Source organism: Streptomyces sp. NPDC086519 (assembly GCF_040686075.1).
GTDB classification, from domain to species: domain Bacteria; phylum Actinomycetota; class Actinomycetes; order Streptomycetales; family Streptomycetaceae; genus Streptomyces; species Streptomyces shenzhenensis.
The window spans coordinates 1-19,813 of sequence record NZ_JBFBJL010000064.1; the positions used below are offsets into that span (position 1 = coordinate 1).

Genomic DNA, 19,813 nt, shown 5'->3' on the forward strand with positions numbered 1-19,813 from the left:
CCTGAACGCGTTCCAGATCGCCTTCGAGGGCCGCCTGACCCCGAGCAACAACTGACCACTCAACAACCAAGATCAGCCGTTAAATTGACACACCCCTACGGCGGTGGCAACCCCATTTCCTTCTCTGATCCCAGCGGCAAGGGCCTTGCCTGCGGGCCGGACTTTGGTGTCAGCTGTGGCAACGGCGTCGTCACCCATGGTGACGGCAGCCTGTCCAAGAACGGCAACCCCACTGGCGGCGGAGTTGCCCCCGGCTACGCCGGCATGAACAGCAAGAGTTCCACGGGTACCGCACACCGCGGCAGCGGGGACGACACGAAGCAGGCACAGGACGCGCAGGCCGCCGCTCGTGGAAAGGCTGCCACTGCCCGGGCGGACCGCCTGGCGGCGATGGCGTCCGACCAGCAGAAGAGTTGCGGATTCGTGTGCGGTCTCTCCAAGCTCGCACACGGATTCCTGCCGCACGGGGAAGGGCTCTGCGGGAGTTTCGGGTTCTCCGCGGCCTTGTCCGTTAGTGGGAGTGTCTGCCTGGTCTCCATTAAAGGACCTGACGGTAAGAGGCACTCGACGCTGACCGGATCCTGGGGTGTCGGTCTCGGCTTCTTCGGGTTTTCCGCCGCTGGCGACACGGTGTACACCAACGCCGATGATGTGAGCCAGCTGACGGGTTGGGGAGCGTCAATGGAGGGGACCGCAGGTGAAGGGCTCCTTGGCCATGCCGCAGTCGGTACCGGTGGTTCCAGGAACAGTCACGGATCGCTGGTATACATGGGGCAAATCGGACTCGGTGCGGGCGTGGATCTCATTCCTCCCGGCATTCCGGTCAATGTCACTGGTGGCGTGTCCGACACTTTCGTACTCCATCAATTCAACTAGAGGTCGGATGTGACGCGGGCTGCGGACTGCTTGTCAGGAAGCTCGCAGCCCGCAGCGTAGTCGTAAACTATCGGTCACGTAACGTATGGCCTCGTTGACGTTATTTTAGCCGTGCGGTACGGTCGCCCGGAATTAGCATCACCAACATGAAAGCGGAAAATGGAAACCCTTGTTGTTGCGGCAAGTGAAGGTCAAAACATTTCAACGCCCTCAGCCTTCGTTGGCGGGTTTGTTGGCCTGGTCTTCTTTGTTGTGGGTGTATCTTTCCTTGCCGCGTCGAACGGGATATCAGCCGCTCTGCAGGCCAGGACACCCCGAGTCTCCTACGGCCCCGCAGCCGAAGAGGGTTTCCCCGGGCGGGGATTCATCCGCGCATTCGGTGTGGTTTTCTTCATCGTTGGAGCGGCGATCCTCGCTTTTGCTATTTACCATCTGATTCGGTGACGCGCCAGACGGCCGTGGGGTGTCCCTCGGTGCGCGTCACATCCCGGCCATGCCGCCACCGCTGAGACCGAGGCGATTCCCGCGGCGCGGGCCAGGAGGCGGCTGGTCGGTGACAGTTTCTCGGGGTGATCACGGCCGTCAGGATCACCTTGGTCCAGAGGTTCATCACGCCGAACGCCGCCCCGGTCACTGTAGCCATGGGCATCGCCGCGTTTCCCGGCCCCGACCGGATCACCCTCACCACCAGCGGCGGGAAGAGCCCATGGTCCGCCACCCACGTCGACGTGGGGAACCCTCACGCCGTGGTGTTCGTCGACGACCTCGCCGACGCCGGAGACCTGAGCATCCCGCCCGCCGTCGAAGCGGCCGGCGCCTTTCCCCTCGGGGTCACCACCGAGGTCGCCGCCGTACGCGGTGCCCATCACCTCGAGCTGCGCGTCCACGAACGGGGCGTCGGCGAGACCCGGGCCTGCGGCACCGGCGCCTGCGCGGCCGTCGCCGCCCACCGACGCCACACCGGCCAGACCGACGTCGCCGACTACCGTGTCGACCTCCCCGGCGGAATCCTGCACGTATCCGTCGCCGCCGACGGTGCCATGTCCCTGACCGGCCCCGCCGTCATCACCACCGTGGGTGTGCTCCGTCCTGCGCTCGACAGGGACACTGTCAGCTGATGCACGCGGCCTGGTCGCCGTCCCAGTCGGCCAGGCCGGTCTTCCCCTACTCCATGGTCGCGGCGGCAGTGATCAGCGTCTCGGGTCGGTGCGCATTCGTGAGAACCAGCCACCGATCCGGCCAGAACACCCGCCCCGACACTCGAACACGCCGCGTACGGTATTCGTACGGTGAAAGCACGCGAACATTACGGTTCATGGGGTAGTCTGCAGTTCAGGAGGTGTCCCATGTCCGAGTTGTTCGACGCGGTCGACGCGCTGGTCGCGTCCCGCGCTCCTCTGCCGCCGGCGGAGGAGCGAAAGCGACTGCGCACCGCGCACGGCCTGACGCTGGACGACGTCGCCAGCGCGCTGAAGGTGCGCCGGGCCACGGTGTCCGCCTGGGAGTCGACCAAGAAGCCGACCGAGCCGCGCGGCCCCGAGCGTGAGGCGTACGCGCGACTGCTCAAGCAGCTCGCGGAGCTCTACCCCGCCCCGGTACCCGCCACGTTCACCGGCGAGACCGACCCGGCGGAAGCCGGGACACTGTCCACAGGTTCGGCTCCCGCGGCTCCCGAGGCTGCGGTCATGACTGCAACCAAGAACACCCAGACCCCCGTCCCGGCTCCCGTCGCTGCTGCTCCGGCCGCTGCACCCCGCCCGGCGAGCACCACCAGGAGCACGTCGACGTCGCGTCGTCCCGGTGCGCGGAAGGCGGCCCCGGCCGGGACCCCGGCGGGCGGCGCCGACCCGCGGTTCGAGAACGGCCCGCTGGCGGTCCTGGACGTCGACGACGACGGGAAGGTACTGGCGTACTGCACCGGCGGCCTGGTCCTGGAAGTGCCCGCCAAGTCCCTTCCGTCCCTGGTGGACTGGACGCTCAAGGAGGCGAAGCTCGGGCAGCCGAAGCTGTCCGGGCCCGGCAAGGACGCCGACCCGCTGCTCGTGCTCACCGAGGCCGCGCTGGAGCGCTACGGCCTCCCGGCCACGCTCACGCAGGAGGAGCGGCTCGCCGGGCGCATCCCGGAGGGCCACAAGGTCATCAAGCAGCTGACCCGCGCCGACTGGCAGCTCACCAAGCGCGGGTTCGGGCCGTGGGCGCGGATCTACCGGCCCGCCAAGGGCTCGGACCGCCAGTGCGTCCAGCTGTGCATCCCGTCGTGGAACGCGCTGGACACCCGGCACTGGGGCGAGGCCGGGCAGCTTCCGCCGGCGGAACTCGCCCGGCTCCTGGGCGTGTACGCCTCGAGGGTGATGACGCCGCGCGGATCGACCGCCGTGACCGGCCTGGAGCTGATGACCTCGCTGCACCCGGCGACCCGGGCCTCCGAGCCGGACGCGACGGGTAAGCGGCACTCCGAGCACAACCCCGGCTCGCTCGGCAAGGACCCGGTGGACTGCGCGCCGTGCGAGGCCCCGGACGGGCACCCGCTGCTCAAGGACCTGCCGCGGTTCCACGTGCGCGGCCCGGCGGAGAAGCTGTTCGAGGAGGCGTACGACTGGGCGCGTCCGATGACCGATGCCGAGTGCACCCTGCGCCACCTGGTTGGCATCGACGTCAACATGGCCTTCGCCGCCGGCGCCAACGGCCTGGTCGTCGGCCTCGGAGTACCGACGCGCGTCACGAACCCGGTGTTCGACCCGAAGCTGCCCGGCAGCTGGCTGGTGGACCTCTCCCACGTCGACCTGTCGAAGGTGAAGGTCGGCAAGGAGTGGGTGGAGCTGGACGGCTCGCTGCTGCCCTCTCCGTTCACGCCGAAGGGCGAGCGTCCCGAGGGGCCGGCCTGGTACGCGACGCCGACTGTGGCGTACGCGGTGGAGCTCGGCTACGAGGTGCGCCCGCTGGAGGCGTGGGTGCGGCGTGAGAACGGCCGCTACCTGGACGGTTGGTACAACCGACTGCGCGACGCCTACCTCGCCACAATGGCCGACCTCGGCGTCGACGCCGACCTCGCCCCGGCCGACTTCCTCGCCGCGATGGACGGCTACAAGAGCCGTGACCCGGAGCTGGCGATCGTCGTCTCCGCGATCAAGGCGACGGTGAAGGGCGGCCTGGGCAAGCTGCGCGAGCGCCCGCGCGGCGAGGGATGGCGGCCGGGCGAGCCGTGGCGCGCGCTGTCCCGGCCGACGTGGCGGCCGGACATCCGGGCAGCGGTCATCTCCCGCACCCGGATCAACCTGCACCGCAAGATCATCAAGCACGCGGCGTTCACCGGGCAGTACCCCATCGCGATCCTGTCCGACTGCGTCGTCTACGCCGTCAACGGCACCAGCCCGCTGGACTTCCTGCCCTACCGGGAGGGCAAGCCCCTGCCCGGCGGCTTCAAGCTCGGCATCAACCCCGGCCTGGTCAAGCACGAGGGCACCCAGACCGTCCTGTGGGGCGAGGAGGTCCGCGAGCGGTTCAACGCCCCGGAGCTCAACCTCGCCCGGTACATCAAGGACGGCACCGTCACCGACGTCGACAACGGAGAGTAGGAGTAGGCCACGATGAGCCTGTTCGGGGACGGCCTGGACGCCGCCGTGCAGAATGCGTTCACGCGCCCGGCACCCAAGAGCGCGGGTGCGCAGATGCGGTACCTGGTCAAGCAGCTCAAGAGCACCAAGGCAGTCGCCCAGATGCTGCGGGTCTCCCAGCGCACCGTCGAGCGGTACGTGAAGGACCAGATCAAAAAGCCCCGCCCGGACCTCGCCGCACGCCTGGAACGCGAGGTGAAGAAGCGCTGGCAGCCGCAGATCAGGGCCAAGGCCCGGCAGAAGGCGGCTACCACCGGCGGCATCGTCATCGACACCCGCGCCCGCATGGGCTACACCGCGCCGATCGGGTCGACGGACCAAGACCGCATCCGGCACCTGACCGTCGCCCTGCCGCCCCGCTACGCGGCCCGACTCTTCGACGCCCAGGAGGCCGGCGCCACCGAGCAGCAGCTCAGGGAGATCGCCGCCGAAGCACTCAAGGACGTGTACTTCCAGGACAACGGCCGCCGCGCCGGCCAGCTGGAAGAGGTGCGTTTCACCGACATCGAGCACCTGGAGTTCGAGCTCTAGTAGGGGCGTCCCCGAACAGCGTGAGGCCTCGAACCGGCACGGTTCGAGGCCTCACCTGTATGTCTTCTTCCGCCAAGCAAGATCAGGGGGAGGAAATCCGTGGCCTGCATGTCAGCGGGTGGGGCTACGGTTCGTCTATGTTCATGCGCGGCCGTAAGCGGCATGATCCGCAGGCGGCGGATCCTCAACGATCAGTTGATGAGTCCCTCATCAAAGGCGTTCCCGAGCATCTGGAAATTCCCCTGCGGCGGTGGGTGATGAATGTCCTCCAGGATGACGAGGTCAACGCGGAGAGGGTCGCTCTACATCTGCGGCTGCGCGTGGACACCGGCCGGCAGGAGTACTCACCTGCGAAGTTCCTGGCGGGTGGCACCACCAAAGAGCAGTTGTTCGATGTCATCAACACGATGCTGCACTTGAGCGCGCCGCCCGAGCGGCTGTCCAACGGGGGCCGCGGTCCGCACACCTACAGGTTGGACATGGGGGTCATCTATGGGGCCCCTGACCGGGAGACGGCCATCATGGCTCTGCAGGACATGCTGACGCTCGGAGGCTCCGCCTACCGTGTGAATGATGCCCGGACCGGGCTCGAGCTTCGAGTCGATGCGACAGCACAGCGGGCTGTCGCCAGCGCTCTGGCCGCCTCTCGCAACCCGCAGAGAGGGTCTGCTGCCGACCACATGGCAACGGCCTGGAAGTGCGCATACGGGCGCGACCCGGACCCCACCAAGGCATACAGCGAAGCGATCAAGGCGGTGGAGGCGGCCGCTCAGTCCCTGGTCGAGCCGAACAACGCCAAGGCAACGCTTGGGACGATGCTGGGGGTGATACGCAACTCGCCTCAGCGGTTCGCTACGGCGATCCCGGCGGCTGGCGGCGGGGACGATATCGCGCTGGTCGCGGACATGATGCGGCGTCTGTGGCAGGGGCAGACGTCCCGGCACGGTTCGCAGAACCCCACGCGACACGAAACGCAGCGGGAAGCGGAGATGGCAGTCCATCTGGCAGCCACCCTTGTGCAGTGGTTCGCCGCAGGCCTGATCCGCCGCACTCCGTAGGTAGTTCCATGTCCATCGGCAACGGCGTCTGGAGGAGGAGCATGGCCGAGATCGAGGTGCACTGCGCAAGGTGCGGAAGCAACGACACTCTGATCGAGCCGGGAGACGGCGACGTGAAGCGGGGCCGATGCCTGCGGTGTGACAAGGACTTCCAGGCCACACCCTGCCCGGTCTGCGGCAGCCACCGTATCGAGGGCTCCTACGGTATCTCCGGGATCCGCTTCACAACGCTGCCCCAGACCGTCGAGTGCAAGGACTGCCGCAGCGAGATCCCTGCACGGGATCCTGGTCCCGAAGGGCAGTCCGCACGCTAGGCCGCGTAGATACTGGCCGACATGGCAGACGGCTCCGATGCACAGCAGGACGTGACCTACCGAGCGCCGGTCGGCTCTGTCGACCTCAAGGCGTTCGACGACGACGGCAACTCTTACGAGATTCATGCGTGCCACGACTGTCTGCCCTGGCACGCAGAGGTCGTGGTCGTTGCCGGGGAAGTCCTCGTTAGGGAGTGGCATGCCGTCGGATGTCCGCAGTTCCAGGAGCTGATCCGGGACTGAGGCAGGAATTCATCACTCAGGGCTGGCCACACCCCCGATGGGTGATGATGTTGCGGTGAGTCTGGACCTGAGTAATTACGAACTCCTCTGGCCCGCGTCGCTGTTCGTGTCCGAGGGCGAGCGCGTCCTCCGGTCCACGGGCTCCTGGCAGGACCGGGCGATATGGCTCATGGCGGAGGCCCTGGCCGGCACGACCGCAATCGCCGACTTCGAGGACCTGCCCAACCACCCCGCGCCGACAGATGATCCCTGGGCGACCACCGGCACCGGCTGGGGGACCAAGCGGCCTGTGATCACCCAGCACGGCTGGTTCACGGAGCTCATTCAACGGGCGCCTGAGCTCAGGCACGCGGCCGCGCCCCGACCATACTGGCCGCAGCGCCGCGGGAACGGACTCGCCCGTGACGGCAGTACCGCGCGGGACACCCGGCGTGACTTCGCGCGGCTCATCGGCGAGTTCGCCGACAACGGCTACCTGGTGGAAGTGTTCGGCGAGGAATGCGTCGACGACCCGAACGACCTGCCCGATGCCTCCGCGGTGATCGACCGGCGTCTCGGCATCCCTCACCTGTGGCCCCTGGTGCCGGAGACGTGGGACGAAGACACCTTCTACGGGCTGATCGAGGTGCTCCACGACCTGGTGAGCCGCCCCCGTATGCGGCGCTATCACTCGTACAGCGGCTGTGGATGGCACCACTCGGAGTTCCACAACGGACCGGCGCGCGTCCTGTACCGGTGGAAGGTCAACCAGTTGCTGCGCGAGGCCGGCATCGAGTACGAACTGGCCGCCGAAGGCGAGGACCTCGGGCGCTTGGTCGCCGTCACTGACGATGCCCGAAGCCAGCTGGTGCACCGTGCTCTGAGTGACAGCCCGCCCGATACCACCGCCGGGGTACGCCACGCCATCGCGCTCTTCCGAGGACGTGACACGTCGGCCGAAAGCAAGAGATCGGCGATCTTCAATCTTGCCCGCATCCTTGAGGAGCGCCGTGCTCTGATCAAGGAGCACCTCGGGAAGGACGAAGGCGCACTGTTCGAGATCGCCAACCGCTTTGACCTGCGTCACCGCCGAGCCGATCAGCGCGGCGAGTACGACGAAGCGTTCCTCGACTGGATCTTCTGGTGGTACCTCGCCACAGTCGAGCTGACCGACCGGCTGATCGTGGCGCGGGCCGCGGGGGTGTAAATCTAACGGCGGATCCGACGATCAAGGGAGAGACGTCAAGTGACGGCACCGCCGCACCAAATGGCGAAGGCCTCAACCTGCCGAGTGCCTAGGAGCGTGTCCCAGTAAGGTCTTTGGAGGAGATACGCCCTTCGGGCGTATCTCCTCCAAAGACCAGGTACGTGCTGTACGCGGACGGCACCCGTGCCATGGGCCGCGGCGCCCGGTGACCGCGCCCGCCGACCGGGGATGAGCGTCAGGCGGTGACGATGTCCGCCTTGAGCGGCAGCAGGGCCTGGGCGATCGTGCCGATGGTCGCCTCGTCCACCCCGGCCTCCGTGAGCGCGCCGGCCAGGTGGTCGACGACCTTGCCGAAGGCGTCGTCCGTGATGGCCAGGTGTTCGTGGGCCTTGCGCATGGAACGGCCGGAGTAGGGGCGGGTGGCGCCGAGGGCCTGGCCGATGAAGCGCCGCTGGTGCTGCTTGAGACGGTCCAGGTCCACTCCGGTGAAGTACGGCTGGAGATCGGGGTCGCCGAGGACTTTGTCGTAGAAGATGTCGACAACGGACCCTACGGCGTCGTCTCCTCCGAGCTGCTCGAAGAGGGTCGGGGAAGGGGCCCCGGACGGCGTGCCGGAGATGGTGTCGGTCATGGTGTCAGCGTCGCGCCGCCGTCTTGCCGGAACGTGAGGAGACAGTTTCCGGGCTGTCAGAAGACCCTCCGACCCGCCCGGGACCGCGGTGAACTCTTCGCAACTGGATCCTCACGCGCCGGGTGGACGCCGGAAACACCGGGTCAGTTGTTCAGGTACGCCTCCACCTCGCTGAACTGGCCGGCGGGCCATCCGGTGTTGGCGCTCACGGACTCCGCGAACACGGCGTCAGCCGCGGCACCATCCGCACGGCCGTCGCCGACCTCATGCCACACCAACCGCCCCCGCCGGACCGGCTGCCAGCGGCCAACATAAACAGCGACGATCCCGGTAGGGGGCCAGGGCCAGATCACGGAGTGTAGGCACACTCACCGTATTCGAGCGTCACGTTCTGCCACGAGGTGGCGGCCTTTCACGCGCACCTCCTCCGCCCGCCAGTAACCGGCAACCCGCTTAAGCTCCGTGATCATTCGTGCGAGATGATCACAGTATGCGTGATCGGGATGGGCTGTTCGAGATTGAGCCGGGTGAGAAGAAGCAGCCGCAGGGTCGTCCGGCGGCGGTGGACAAGACGTTCCGGACGTTCGACCCGCACCAGGTCCTTCTGCTGCCGCCATCACTGGACGACTGGCTGCCCGAGGACCACCTCGCCCGGTTCGTCGCCGACCTGGTCGACGAGGTGCTCGACCTGTCGCCGATCCTGGCCGACTACACCGAAAAACGCGGCTACCTGCCCTACGACCCGCGGCTGATGTTGCGGCTGCTGATCTACGGCTACACCACCGGGGTGCGCTCCTCGCGGGCAATCACGCGTAAGTGTGTCGATGACGTCGCGTTCCGGTTCCTGGCCTCCGACCAGGCGCCGGACTTCCGCTCGATCGCCCGGTTCCGCCGCCGCCACCTGGACGCGCTCGCTGGCCTGTTCCTGCAGTCGCTGCACCTGGCGCGGAAGCTGGACATGGTCAAGATGGGCCGCGTCGCGCTGGACGGCACCAAGCTGGAGGCCAGCGCCTCCAAGCACAAGGCGATGAGTTACGGCCGCCTGATCGGCAAGGAAGAGCGGATCGAAGCCGAGATCGCTGCCCTGGAGGTCACGGCCCGGTCCCTGCTGGACGACGCCGAAGCAGTCGATGCCGCCGAAGACGCCCGGTTCGGCGTGGACGGCAAAGAGGCCGACCTGCCCGCCGAGCTGGACCGGCGTGAGAAGCGCCTGGCCAGGCTGCAGGCCGCCCGCGCGCAGATCGAGGCCGAGGCCGCCGACAAGGCCCGCGCTCACGCCGAGGACAAGGAACGCCGCCGTCAGGAGCGCGCTGGGACCAGCGACGAGCGGGCCTTCACCGACGCGGGCGAGCAGACAAGGCCAAGGCCCGGCCCAAGGCCCAAGCCAACTTCACCGACCCCGACTCGCGGATCATGAAGAACAGCGACGGCGCCTACATCCAGGCCTACAACGCCCAGGCCGTCGTCGATGAAAAGCACCACGTCATCACGGCCGCCGACATCACCGCCAACGCCTCGGACGCGCTGAACTACACCAGCATGCTCGACCAGTCCGCGCAGAACACCGGCGTGCACCCCAAGCAGGCCCTCGTCGACGCCGGCTACTGCTCCGAAACCAACCTGGAAGCCGCCCAAGAGCGCCAACTCGTCTGCGGCACCGACACGTTCATGGCCACCGGGCGACTCGGCCACGACGAGAAGGTCCCGCCCGCACCCCGCGGACGCATCCCCGCCAGCGCCACCCTCAAGGAGCGCATGGCCCGCAAACTGCGGACCAAGCCCGGCAAGGCCGCCTACAGCCGCCGCAAAGCCATCGTCGAACCCGTCTTCGGCCAGATCATGACCTGCCAGAACGGTCGCCAGCTCCTCCTGCGCGGCGAGGACGGAGCCCGTGGCGAGTGGCGACTGCTGGCCGCCTGCCACAACCTCCGCAAGATCTTCCCCTTCAGACCGATCTCCAAGCCGACAGGACCAGGCCACCCGCACCGGCAGGCACGCAGCGAGCAACCACCACTGATCTCACCGTCACAATCACCAGCTGATTGCCCGATACCAGGACACGCTCCTAGCAAGCGGCAGTCAAGGGCAGGTCAGACTTCGACGTAGGCGACGACCACGGTGCGCAGGGCGGTGACGAAGTACAGGACGCGGACGGCTTCGACGTCGTCGGTGCACTGGCGCAGCTGGGGACCGTCGGTGTCGCCGGGGATCGGTTCGCCGACGGAGATGACGAACAGGACGCGGTCCAAGGCGTGGATGTCCGCCTCGCTGGTGATGTCTCTAGCTGCTCGGTGGCGGAGTCGGAGAAGGCGACCCGGGCGCGACGGGACCCGTGTCCGGGGGGCATCAGGCGACGGCCGGGCGTTGCGCGGTAGGGCGGGCGAGGTGCATTTCGCGCAGGTCTTCCCAGGGAGTGCAGTCCTCTACCGGGCAGTCCGTTCTCAGCGAGGCCAGATTCCGCACGGTCGCCAGCGTCATGACCGCTCCAGTTCACCAGGAGTGCAGGTGCTTCAGGAATATCGGAAGGTCTGCACGATTCATGGAGATGCTTCAGAAACTTCACCCGCCCGAGCCCCGTCGTCGGCCGGTCTCTTCGCGACCGCTTCGCCGTGCGGCATGCAGGATGTGGAGCAGGCCTTCCGACGCTCGCATTCCGCAATCGCGAGCGCGTCTTCAAGTTCCCTCAGTTCTCGCTCACTGATCAGCCAGGCGATGGGCTCGGTGTTGTCCGTGGTGGCGGCCATCGGCGTTGCTGACGGCCGCCATAAGCGGCGCGCCCGTGTACGACGGCAGGGACGAAGGCACCGGATGCGGCAGGGCCGGGGCCGGCTCGGGCCTACACGGGTGTGGAGTGGACGAAGGCGCGCACGGCGGCCGCGAAGGTCTCGGGTTCTTCCAGGTGGCCAAAGTGCCCGCTGTCCTCAAGCACGGCCAGCCGGGAGTCGGGGATCAGGGCATGCAGTTCCTGCGCCCACCGCGGTCCGCAGGGGACGTCGTACCGGCCGACCACGACCAGGGTGGGCACCGTGAGCTCCGCGAGGACCTTCCGGTCGTCGACAATGTCGGGCTGCAGGTTCTCGTCGGCGGAGGAGATGTAGGTGCAGGTGACTGTGGCACGCAGCTCACCGAAGTCCTCCTCGCGCTGCCAGTAGTGCGCGAAGAACGCGGGCAGGAGGTCACGCAGTGCTGCGGTGACGCTCTCGTCGTCGGTTGCCCTCCCGGATGCCTGAAGGCCGCCGAGGACAGTGGCGAGTTCCGGCCGGCCCTCGTTTCGGCGGACAAATGCCTCGACGTTGGCGGCGGCCTCGGCCATGTGCTCCGGGCCGGTGACAGGAGCGCTCTCGTACAGCACCAGACCGCGCAGCCGGTCCGGGTGGTGCAGTGCGACGTACTGGGCGACGAAACCGCCGTGCGAGTGCCCCAGGAGGAACACGCGAGGCAGGGACAGCCGGTTGAGCAGGCCGATCAGGCTTCGGCTGTAGCGCTCGCGGGTGTAGCCGTGGGGGTGCGACGGGAGGCGCTGTGAGTCGCCGGTGCCCAGCGGCTCGACGTACACCATGGTCAGAAACTCCTCCACGCCCGGCATACACAAAGACTCCCAGGTCACGCCCGGGCCGCCGGGTACTGCCAGGCAGACCGGGCCGCCCGAACCGTAGACGTGGTAGCGCTGGATCAGGCCGTCCACCACGACTTCGTGGGGGCCGGGGGACAACAGGCGCGTCGTTTCGTTCTGCATCGTCTTCTCCGCGTGAGTGTGCTTCGAACACCCACAAGATGCGGCGACTGCGGAGAAGTTCGACCGTACGGCCGTGATCCGCATCACAACGATGCGCCGAGCCGTCGGGAGCGGAAAGTGCCGCTACTCAGCCGACGGGGCGTGAAAGAGCCGCAGTTGGTGCATCCGGCCGTGTCTCATGGACATGACCCAAGCGACGGCCGGCGGACAGTGGGCCGGCCTGTCCGGCGGGTTCACCAGATCCATCTCCCAGATGGCCATGTCCCGGCCGGCGACGGCACTGCGGAAACGCTGGCGCACACCCGCTTCCAGGTCGTCGGCCATGCCGCGGACGAGGAAGTTCCGGTCTCCCGCCCGATGCCGTCCCACGTAGAAGCCGGCATCCGGTGTCCACCGCTCGGCTGTCAGCTCCGCGAACCGCCCCTGACCGGCCGCGGCCAGCGTCTCCACTGCCTCCTTGGCACTCGCCCGGCACAACGTTGCAGTGTCCTCGTGCACCAGGTCCGCGGTTGCCGCCATCGCCCCGGCCAATTTGGCCACGGCCTCGCTGAGCCTGCTGCGCACCGTGCCCACCGGCACCCCGCACAGGGCGGCCAAGTGTTCGTAGGAGGGGGTGCGCGGGCTGAAGTACCGCAGCATCACCGTCATCCGCAGGAGCGGGGACAGTTCGTCGATCGCCCGCCACAGCCAGTCCCGCATCGCGTGCCGGTCGATGATCTCCTCGGGGCCCTCCGCCGCGCCAAGCTCCGGGAGCGGTGTCGTGGAAACCGCCGAGCGCAGCCGGGCACGGCAGACGTTGCGCACGATCATGCGTAGCCACGCTCCGACAGACTCCGCCTTCCGCACATCGCCGATGCGCCGCAGAGCGATCAGCGACGCATCCTGTACGGCGTCCTCCGCCTCCGGCCCGTATCCGAGCACACTCAGTGCGACCGCGTGCATGGCTGCCCGGTGCCGTTCGATCAGCACACCCACCGCGGCCACCTCGCCGCCTTGCACGGCGCGCACCAGTTCCGCATCGGACGGGGCTTCGGACATGACGTCTCTCATCCACTTCACGGTACGCACAGGAGATTCGGCAGACCCACCCACCCTGCCGCAGGGGCGGCGCAGCAGCCGGACGCGAGTCTTCCGAAGGAACGAGCGGTGTGCACAAGACACCGATGCGGCCTTGGCACGGCCGCCAGATCGCGGCGGGGACCACGGCCGCCCGGCGGCTCTGAGACGCCTGGGGTCTGCTCAGTCGGCCACTGACGATCCCGTGCTCGCTCCGCCGTCCACCCGGAGAGTCTGGCCGGTGATGAAGGAGGCATCCTCGGAGAGGAGGAAGGTGATCGCGGCAGCCAGTTCGCTGGGATGGGCCAGGCGGCCGATGGGGATCCCGGCCAGGTAGCGGGCCTCGCCGGGGGAACCGGGCGGGTTGTTCTCGCGGAAGAGTTCGGTCTCCGTGGGGCCGGGGGCGACCGAGTTTACTGTGATGCCGGTGGCGGCGAGTTCCCCCGCCCAGGCGCGGGTGCAGAAGTCGAGTGCCGCTTTGGCAGCGCCGTAGGCGGTGCGCTCGGGCAGGCCGACGGTGACCAGGCTGCTGAGGTTGACGATCCGGCCCCAGCCCCTCTCCTTCATTCCGGGCAGGACGGCCTGGGTGAGCTGTACGGCGACGCGCACGTTGAGGTCGTAGACGGCGGCGAGGTCGTCCAGGCCGACACCGGCCAGCGGGGCCGGGCGGACGAGTCCGACATTGTTGACCACGGCGTCGACGGGGCCCCGGCTCAGGATGTCCCGGATACTGCGGTGGGTTACGTCGCGATCAGACAGGTCCCCCGCGTAGAACTCGCCGGGGAAGTGCGCGGGTTCGGATCTGGCGACGCCGACGGGCCGGTGGCCGGATGCCGACAGCCGTTCGGCGACGGCGAATCCGATGCCTTTGGACGCTCCTGTGATCAGCACCCGTCTGGGGAGCATGAGTCGCCTCCGAAATGGGATGAGTGGGTGAGGGGACGGGCGGGTGGTGTGCGGCCGCCCGGGCCCCCGTCGCCATGGGGGTATGGCGACGGGGGCCCGGCGTGGCAGGGGTCAGCTCTGGTAGGCGAGGTCGGCTGCGGTCAGCCCCTCCAGGGCCATGCCGACCTGGAGGCCTTCGGCCATCCGACGGCTGACGCGCTGCCGCAGTGTCACTGCGAGGTAGCGGGTGAGCAGCTGGGGCCTGGCGGCCAGGTTCTCGGCGTGCTCCTCGGCGCGCGACAGGACCTTGTCCAGGGGGTGGACCTCGGCGACCGCGCCCCAGCGTTCGGCCTCCTCGGCGGTGAACGATCCGTGGGTGAGGGTGAGGTAGCGGGCCCGGTTGAGGCCGATGGCCTCCTCCCAGACGATGTGGATGCCGTCGCCGGGCACGATCCCGAACGTCAGGTGGGGGAAGTCGGAGAACACGGTGGTGTCGGCGGCCACCACGATGTCCGCCAGCAGGACGTACTCGCTGTGCACGCTCGCCGGGCCGTTGACGGCGGCGACGATCGGCATCTCCAGGTCGGCCAGGCGCTGCATGACGCGGCGCCCCTCGCCGAGCGTGCGGTCCCACTGGACGGGCTTGGTGATGTCCCCGAGGCTGGCGCCGTCGATGTCGGTCATGAAGCGATCGCCGGTGCCGGTCAGGATCAGCACCTTGTTGTCGCGGTCCTCGCCGATCTCGTGCAGGGCCCGGGGGAAGTCGGTGTGCAGCCGGCCGGTGAACGTGGCCGGTCCGTCGCCGGTGTGGAAGCGGACGGTGAGCACACCCGACTCAGTGCGGCTCATGGCGATGTTCTCGAAGGCGGTGAAGTAAGCCGGATTGGTGGTCGACATGATCAGTTCATTCCTTGCCGTGTGTGGTTCGTGATGCGTGGGCTTGTTGGTCTGAGAGGGATAACGCCGACGTCCCGTCGCTTTCTTGCACTGCGGCCATCGCAAGCAGCAATAGCGGCCATTGCGCGCAGTTCTGGCGACAACACGGGCGGGGTCAGAAGCCGGGGAACAAAGCCCGCAGGTCCGCCAGGGTTACCTGGCCGGTTGCGGTCACCCCCTCCCCCTGGCGGAGGCGGCCGTAGAACAGACGCAGGACGGCCTCCGCCGGGCCGGCGAGCGTACCGGCGGGCTCGGCCGGCTCGCAGGGGTACAGGTGCAGCTCGCTGTCCAGGTCCAGCAGCAGCGTGCGGTCCGCGTCGGTCAGACGGACGGACAGTTGCCGCGGGCCCAGACGCTGCAGGGTCTCGGCGTCGCGGAACCGGGTTGCCACGGCATCCAGCCGCTCCCACAGCAGGCGTACTTCGGCGGGCGGGACCGTGGCGGCCGGGTCCAGGGCGACCTCGATGTCCCAGGCGTGCACCGACTGCTCCGACAGCCGGTACCCGGCATACTCGGGTACGCCGAGCAGCCCGGCGAAGTACGGCACGCGCACCTCGGCGCTTGCCTGCTCATCGAGCGAGTCCAGCAGGGAGAGGTGGTGGGCGTCGGCCGCCGTCCACGCTTCCCGCTGGGCCGGGGCCGACAGCGCGTCCCAGCGTTCCCACACCGGCGCCACCTCCTCCCGCCGGGGCCCGGTGGTGTCGCCGGCCAGGCCTCGCTGCAGCAGGCCGGCGCTGATCTCTGCGGCGCTGCCCAGGTGGGACAGCACCTGGGCGATGCTCCAGCCATCCGCGAAGGACGGCCGGGACAGCTCCGCCTCCGACAGGCCGCCGACCAGCGCGGTCAGCCTGCTGGAACTCGTGTGGAGCGCCTCCAGCCAGGGGGCGAGGGACACGGAAGTGGAGGTCGGAGTGGGAGTGGTGGCGGAGTCGGCGGGCATGCGGAAGCTCCTCGGATCGGTGATCAAGGGGGCTGCGGACGTCCCTTCACCAAACCCCATCCGCGGCGTGACCGGCAGTCCCACGCCATACGGCCCTTCGACAGCCGCCATAAGGCATATCTATCGCCGGGCACCCACCGGCAATGGCGCAGGTCACCACGGTCGTGATGCGATGCGCGTATGGACCTTCGGGAAATGCGTGCGTTCGTCGCGGTCGTCGAGGAGGGCGGGCTGTCCGCCGCGGCACGCAGGCTCCACATCAGCCAGCCCGCCCTGTCACACACGGTGAGTGGTCTGGAGCGGGAGTTCGGGGTGCAGCTCCTGGTGCGCAGCAGCACGGGAGTCCGGCCCACCGACGCCGGACTCACCCTGCTGGCCGAGGCACGCGGGGTGCTGGCCCGGCACGAGAGCGCGGTGGCCGCGATGGCCGCCCACACCGCGTCCGGCGGCGGCCTGCTGCGCATCGGCATCCCCCTGGAACTCCCTACCGAACTGCTCTCCCGCGCCCTGGCCACGTTGCGCGAGGCGTTCCCGGCCACCCGTGTGCAGGCCCTGCACCTGTCCACCGCCGCCCAGCTCACGGCCCTTCGCAGCGGCACCCTTGAGCTAGGCCTGCTGCGCGAACGCCCCACCGGGCCGGATCTGGACGCCATGCTGGTCGTCGAGGAACGCCTCGGAGCGCTGCTCGCCACGGAACTCGCCGCCCGCCTCGGCGAGCCCGGCGGGATCCGGCTGGACGCACTGGCAGGCCTGGACTGGATCGGCTTCCCCCGCTCCGGCAGCCCCGCCTGGTACGACGCGCTCACCGCGACCCTGCGCAGCCACGGCATCGACATCGGCGGCGACCCCCCTGAGGGACAGCAACTGATCGCCGAGGTCAAACTCGCCGCCGTCGGCACCGGAGATGCCTTCACACTGGCACCGCCCCACTGGTCCCAACCCCTACCGGACACCGTCACCTGGTCACCCCTCATCGGCCACCCCCTCGTACGGCGCACCTGGGCTGTCTGGCATGCCAACTCCCACCGCCGCGACCTCGGCCACCTCGTCGCCGCCCTCGAACAGCGACCCACGCCATGAACCCGACCGGCCCGGCCCCTCGGCCGCTTCCCTCCGGGACAAACCCGCAAGCACATACCTGGCCGAGCTTCAGAAGCCGTTGTCCTTCCGGATGTGACCAATGAGTTTTCGCTGTTCAGGCATAGTTTCCACGTTACTGCGGGAGAGCTCGGGCGATCAGTTCGCTCTCGGTGATGCGGAGATGACCGATGCCATCGGTGATGGGGTTGCTGGAGGAGCGGGAGGCGGCTGCCCGGGTGCGGGCGGAGGAGCTTCGCGCGGAGTTGGAGCGGATCAGGCTGAACTCGCCGACGCAGAGGTGGCGTTGGAGCGGCGGGTGATCGCCCGGACGGAGCTCGCCGAGGCCCTGGCTGCTGGGGGCGAACAGACGCAGGCGCCCGCCCCCGATGTGCGGGAGGCGTCGGCCGTGACGGCGAAGGCCCCGGCTCCGGTTGTGGGGTCCATCGTGCCGCGCTGGCATGAGGCGGCGACGGCGGACGCGCTTGCGGTGGACTACCGGTGGATCGTCGAGCTGGTGGAATACGGTGCGGGTGACGGCGAGGGGATCTCGGCGAAGCAGCTGGCCGCCGGGCTTCAGTTGAAGCTGGTGCCCGCGAAGATCGAAGGGGTGCGGTCCAAAGCGAGGCGGCTGACCGAGCGGGGCTGGCTGATGGCGTCGCCGTCGGGTCGGTTCACGCGACGGCAGCCCACCGCCCTGAGCTTCCCGGCCCCCAGAAGCACGTCGGGCGAGACGGCGGCTTTTAGTGGTCGGCGTCGTAAGTCCTTCGGGGGTTGATCAAGCTGCCGGTGCGGCGGAGGATTCTTCCTGGTGATCGGCGGTGTGCCGGTCGAGTCCGGCCAGCAGATCGTCCAGGTCGGAGGTTGTGAACTTCCACCGGAACGGCTGTGCTGTGGCGTTGCAGCGGTCTTCGAATGCCCGGAGCCGGTCCCCGACCTGGGCGGTGGACGTCGTAGGCGGCCAGGTAGGTCAGCGCGCCGCCGCGCCCGTAGGTGTGGTTCACCCCGCATCGTGCGGGCCTGGCCGGGGCGAGGGCGGGGTGGCAGCGGGCCTGGATGGAGGTCTTCTCGTCCGCGGAGATGACGTATTCATCCTCTTTCGAGCGGGGTGCCATCGAAGATGCGCGCGTACAGGTCCAGGACCTGTTGAGCGGTGGCGCGGAAGTTCGGGTCGCGGAGCCCGCGCGGTGACCGCGACGGCGCAAAAGGAGCGAAGACCAGAACGGACCCAGAGGAGCGGACCGCTGCTGCCGGGGGAGGGCCTGGCGGCCATCGCCTACGCGCTGCCGGAGGTCGCCGCGGCGATCCGGGACCACACGGCCTCGCAGGAGTAGGAACTGCTACCGGACGGCGGGCCGCCACCCGGGGCGTCACCCCTGCTCGAGATCTTCTTCAGCTGACCCCCTATCGCACGGTCCGGTTCCTCGGGCCCCGGCCACAACGCACACGGCCCGTCCGCAGTGTGGGGACGGGCCGTGTGATCGAGCGCCGGGCAGTCCGTGCACCTGCGTTTCTCCCCGCAGGAAGCGGGGCGTCCTTCCTTGGACCACCAACGCAACAGCAGCCGACCGGAGTTCGGCGAGCGGCTCAGGATCAGTTGTGGCCCGAGGGGCGGGGCGTTCCGGCGCCGGCTGGCGGCCGGGTGCCGAATCCCGAAGGGACGGGTGAGAACGGCGAGGTACGGGTGCGGTGCGGGCGGGGGCGGTAGCGGTCCAGGTAGTAGCTGCGGGTGGCGTGGGTGTCGGGGTCGGCGGGTGTCCGGGCTGCGGTGGCGGTCCTGCCGCACACGGCGACGGCTTGTTTGAAGAACGTGGACGCGCTTTCGGGTTCGTGGCCGGCGGCGGTCACTTCGACCAGGAGCCGCTCGGGTTCCCCGGCGGCGGTCGGCGGAGGCGGGACGCTGTGTTCCGGGGCGGGCCGGTTGGGCAGTTCCGGTCCTCTGGCCGGGGTGCCGGGAAGGGCACGGCGTGGGGCGGGGATGCACGCGGTCTGCGTGCGGGCCGGGGCAGGGGAGGTGACGGCGATGATGATTTCGAGGTGTTCGGCGAAGTGGGGTCCGGGGACGGGGATTTCGAGGTCGGGATGGATGTCGTAGCCGATGGCTACGGCGGTGGCGACGAAGTCGATGACCGCGCTCGCGGTCGGGGTGGGGTGGCGGGGGCGGGTGCGGGTGAGCCGGCTGAGGATGCGCAGGACGGTGGACATGCTGGTGTCGGCGGTCATCATCCGGTACGACGGTGCGTCCAGGTCCAGGTCCAGGTCCAGGTCCAGGTCCAGGTCCGCGTCGGGGGAATGGGCGCCGGCCTGGGCCTGCCACAGTGCGGCGGCGTGGATGTCGCCGCGGGCCAGGTGCAGGAGGTAGAGGCAGTAGGAGGGGGCCTCGTCGCCGGCGCCGGCGGCGTACTGCCACCAGAAGCGGGCGCCGTCGTCGGCGCCGGCGAGTTGCAGGGCGCAGCCCAGGAGCCAGGCGGCGCGCGGCTGGGGCAGCTGGTCGGTGAGGAAGTCGGCGAGTTGGTCGGGGGTGCAGTGGGCGAGGACCGCTTCGCACAGGGCGGCCAGGCTCTGGGCGGCGACGTCGTCGGCGACGTCGCCTCCGTCGCCGTCCCACAGCAGCCGGCCGTCGTCGGTGAAGGCGGGGTAGGCGATGTCGTCGTAGGGGATGACGTCAGCGGGGACCTGGGGATCAGGCAGCAGCCGGGACTGCCTGAGGAGGTCGTCGATGATGCTCAT

At 68.8% G+C, this 19,813-nt stretch carries 19 protein-coding genes and 2 pseudogenes; 13 read left to right on the forward strand and 8 right to left on the reverse strand.

Annotated features, from left to right (window positions below; genetic code table 11):
- The 9 genes from AB0P24_RS38635 to AB0P24_RS38675 all read left to right on the forward strand — a co-directional run.
- Nucleotides 1–876 (forward strand): hypothetical protein (locus AB0P24_RS38635; RefSeq protein ID WP_365802453.1); only part of this gene is annotated, 876 nt, incomplete at its 5' end.
- Between the two features lie 159 nt (nt 877–1,035).
- Entirely contained in the window at nt 1,036–1,320 is a 285-nt protein-coding gene (locus tag AB0P24_RS38640) for a hypothetical protein (protein WP_365802455.1), read from the forward strand.
- A 125-nt stretch (nt 1,321–1,445) separates the two neighbouring features.
- Nucleotides 1,446–1,994, forward strand: coding sequence for a hypothetical protein (locus tag AB0P24_RS38645; RefSeq protein ID WP_365802457.1), 549 nt, complete (start codon nt 1,446–1,448; stop codon nt 1,992–1,994).
- 228 nt (nt 1,995–2,222) lie between these two features.
- Complete coding sequence (locus tag AB0P24_RS38650) at nt 2,223–4,451, forward strand: helix-turn-helix transcriptional regulator (protein WP_365802459.1); 2,229 nt, start codon at nt 2,223–2,225, stop codon at nt 4,449–4,451.
- Between the two features lie 12 nt (nt 4,452–4,463).
- On the forward strand, nt 4,464–5,021 hold the full coding sequence (locus AB0P24_RS38655) for an XRE family transcriptional regulator (protein WP_365802461.1): 558 nt from the start codon (nt 4,464–4,466) through the stop codon (nt 5,019–5,021).
- A 59-nt stretch (nt 5,022–5,080) separates the two neighbouring features.
- Nucleotides 5,081–6,079, forward strand: coding sequence for a hypothetical protein (locus tag AB0P24_RS38660; protein ID WP_365802463.1), 999 nt, complete (start codon nt 5,081–5,083; stop codon nt 6,077–6,079).
- Nucleotides 6,080–6,120: 41 nt separating this feature from the next.
- On the forward strand, nt 6,121–6,393 hold the full coding sequence (locus AB0P24_RS38665) for a hypothetical protein (RefSeq protein ID WP_365802465.1): 273 nt from the start codon (nt 6,121–6,123) through the stop codon (nt 6,391–6,393).
- 21 nt (nt 6,394–6,414) lie between these two features.
- Nucleotides 6,415–6,636 (forward strand): hypothetical protein, encoded by a 222-nt coding sequence (locus tag AB0P24_RS38670; protein WP_365802467.1) that lies wholly within the window; start codon nt 6,415–6,417, stop codon nt 6,634–6,636.
- A 37-nt stretch (nt 6,637–6,673) separates the two neighbouring features.
- Complete coding sequence (locus tag AB0P24_RS38675; RefSeq protein WP_365802469.1) at nt 6,674–7,822, forward strand: hypothetical protein; 1,149 nt, start codon at nt 6,674–6,676, stop codon at nt 7,820–7,822.
- A 235-nt stretch (nt 7,823–8,057) separates the two neighbouring features.
- On the opposite strand, the gene AB0P24_RS38680 is transcribed toward AB0P24_RS38675, so the two are convergent.
- On the reverse strand, nt 8,058–8,453 hold the full coding sequence (locus tag AB0P24_RS38680; protein WP_365802471.1) for a group 1 truncated hemoglobin: 396 nt from the start codon (nt 8,451–8,453) through the stop codon (nt 8,058–8,060).
- Nucleotides 8,454–8,961: 508 nt separating this feature from the next.
- Between AB0P24_RS38680 and AB0P24_RS38685 the strand changes: the two are divergent.
- Nucleotides 8,962–10,394 (forward strand): annotated as a pseudogene (locus tag AB0P24_RS38685) (IS1182 family transposase); the annotation flags it as partial.
- A 149-nt stretch (nt 10,395–10,543) separates the two neighbouring features.
- On the opposite strand, the pseudogene AB0P24_RS38690 reads toward AB0P24_RS38685, so the two are convergent.
- The 6 genes and pseudogenes from AB0P24_RS38690 to AB0P24_RS38715 all read right to left on the reverse strand — a co-directional run bounded on the left by AB0P24_RS38690 (nt 10,544) and on the right by AB0P24_RS38715 (nt 16,006).
- Nucleotides 10,544–10,800: pseudogene (locus AB0P24_RS38690) on the reverse strand (hypothetical protein).
- A 489-nt stretch (nt 10,801–11,289) separates the two neighbouring features.
- Nucleotides 11,290–12,189 (reverse strand): alpha/beta hydrolase, encoded by a 900-nt coding sequence (locus AB0P24_RS38695; protein ID WP_365802473.1) that lies wholly within the window; start codon nt 12,187–12,189, stop codon nt 11,290–11,292.
- A 123-nt stretch (nt 12,190–12,312) separates the two neighbouring features.
- A complete protein-coding gene (locus AB0P24_RS38700) occupies nt 12,313–13,239 on the reverse strand; it encodes a sigma-70 family RNA polymerase sigma factor (RefSeq protein WP_365802475.1) in 927 nt (308 codons plus the stop codon).
- A gap of 189 nt (nt 13,240–13,428) precedes the next feature.
- A complete protein-coding gene (locus AB0P24_RS38705) occupies nt 13,429–14,151 on the reverse strand; it encodes an SDR family oxidoreductase (RefSeq protein WP_365802477.1) in 723 nt (240 codons plus the stop codon).
- Between the two features lie 111 nt (nt 14,152–14,262).
- On the reverse strand, nt 14,263–15,027 hold the full coding sequence (locus AB0P24_RS38710) for an enoyl-CoA hydratase/isomerase family protein (RefSeq protein WP_365802479.1): 765 nt from the start codon (nt 15,025–15,027) through the stop codon (nt 14,263–14,265).
- Nucleotides 15,028–15,181: 154 nt separating this feature from the next.
- Nucleotides 15,182–16,006 carry a maleylpyruvate isomerase N-terminal domain-containing protein gene (locus tag AB0P24_RS38715; protein ID WP_365802481.1) on the reverse strand — a complete coding sequence of 275 codons (825 nt, stop codon included), beginning with the start codon at nt 16,004–16,006 and terminating at the stop codon, nt 15,182–15,184.
- Between the two features lie 195 nt (nt 16,007–16,201).
- On the opposite strand from AB0P24_RS38715, the gene AB0P24_RS38720 reads away from it, so the two are divergent.
- The 3 genes from AB0P24_RS38720 to AB0P24_RS38730 all read left to right on the forward strand — a co-directional run bounded on the left by AB0P24_RS38720 (nt 16,202) and on the right by AB0P24_RS38730 (nt 18,417).
- Complete coding sequence (locus AB0P24_RS38720; RefSeq protein WP_365802483.1) at nt 16,202–17,086, forward strand: LysR family transcriptional regulator; 885 nt, start codon at nt 16,202–16,204, stop codon at nt 17,084–17,086.
- Nucleotides 17,087–17,402: 316 nt separating this feature from the next.
- Nucleotides 17,403–17,861, forward strand: a complete 459-nt coding sequence (locus AB0P24_RS38725; protein ID WP_365802485.1) for a hypothetical protein — start codon at nt 17,403–17,405, stop codon at nt 17,859–17,861.
- A gap of 409 nt (nt 17,862–18,270) precedes the next feature.
- Complete coding sequence (locus AB0P24_RS38730; RefSeq protein WP_365802487.1) at nt 18,271–18,417, forward strand: hypothetical protein; 147 nt, start codon at nt 18,271–18,273, stop codon at nt 18,415–18,417.
- 259 nt (nt 18,418–18,676) lie between these two features.
- Here the strand turns inward: AB0P24_RS38730 and AB0P24_RS38735 are convergent, their stop codons facing one another.
- Entirely contained in the window at nt 18,677–19,813 is a 1,137-nt protein-coding gene (locus tag AB0P24_RS38735) for a hypothetical protein (protein ID WP_365802489.1), read from the reverse strand.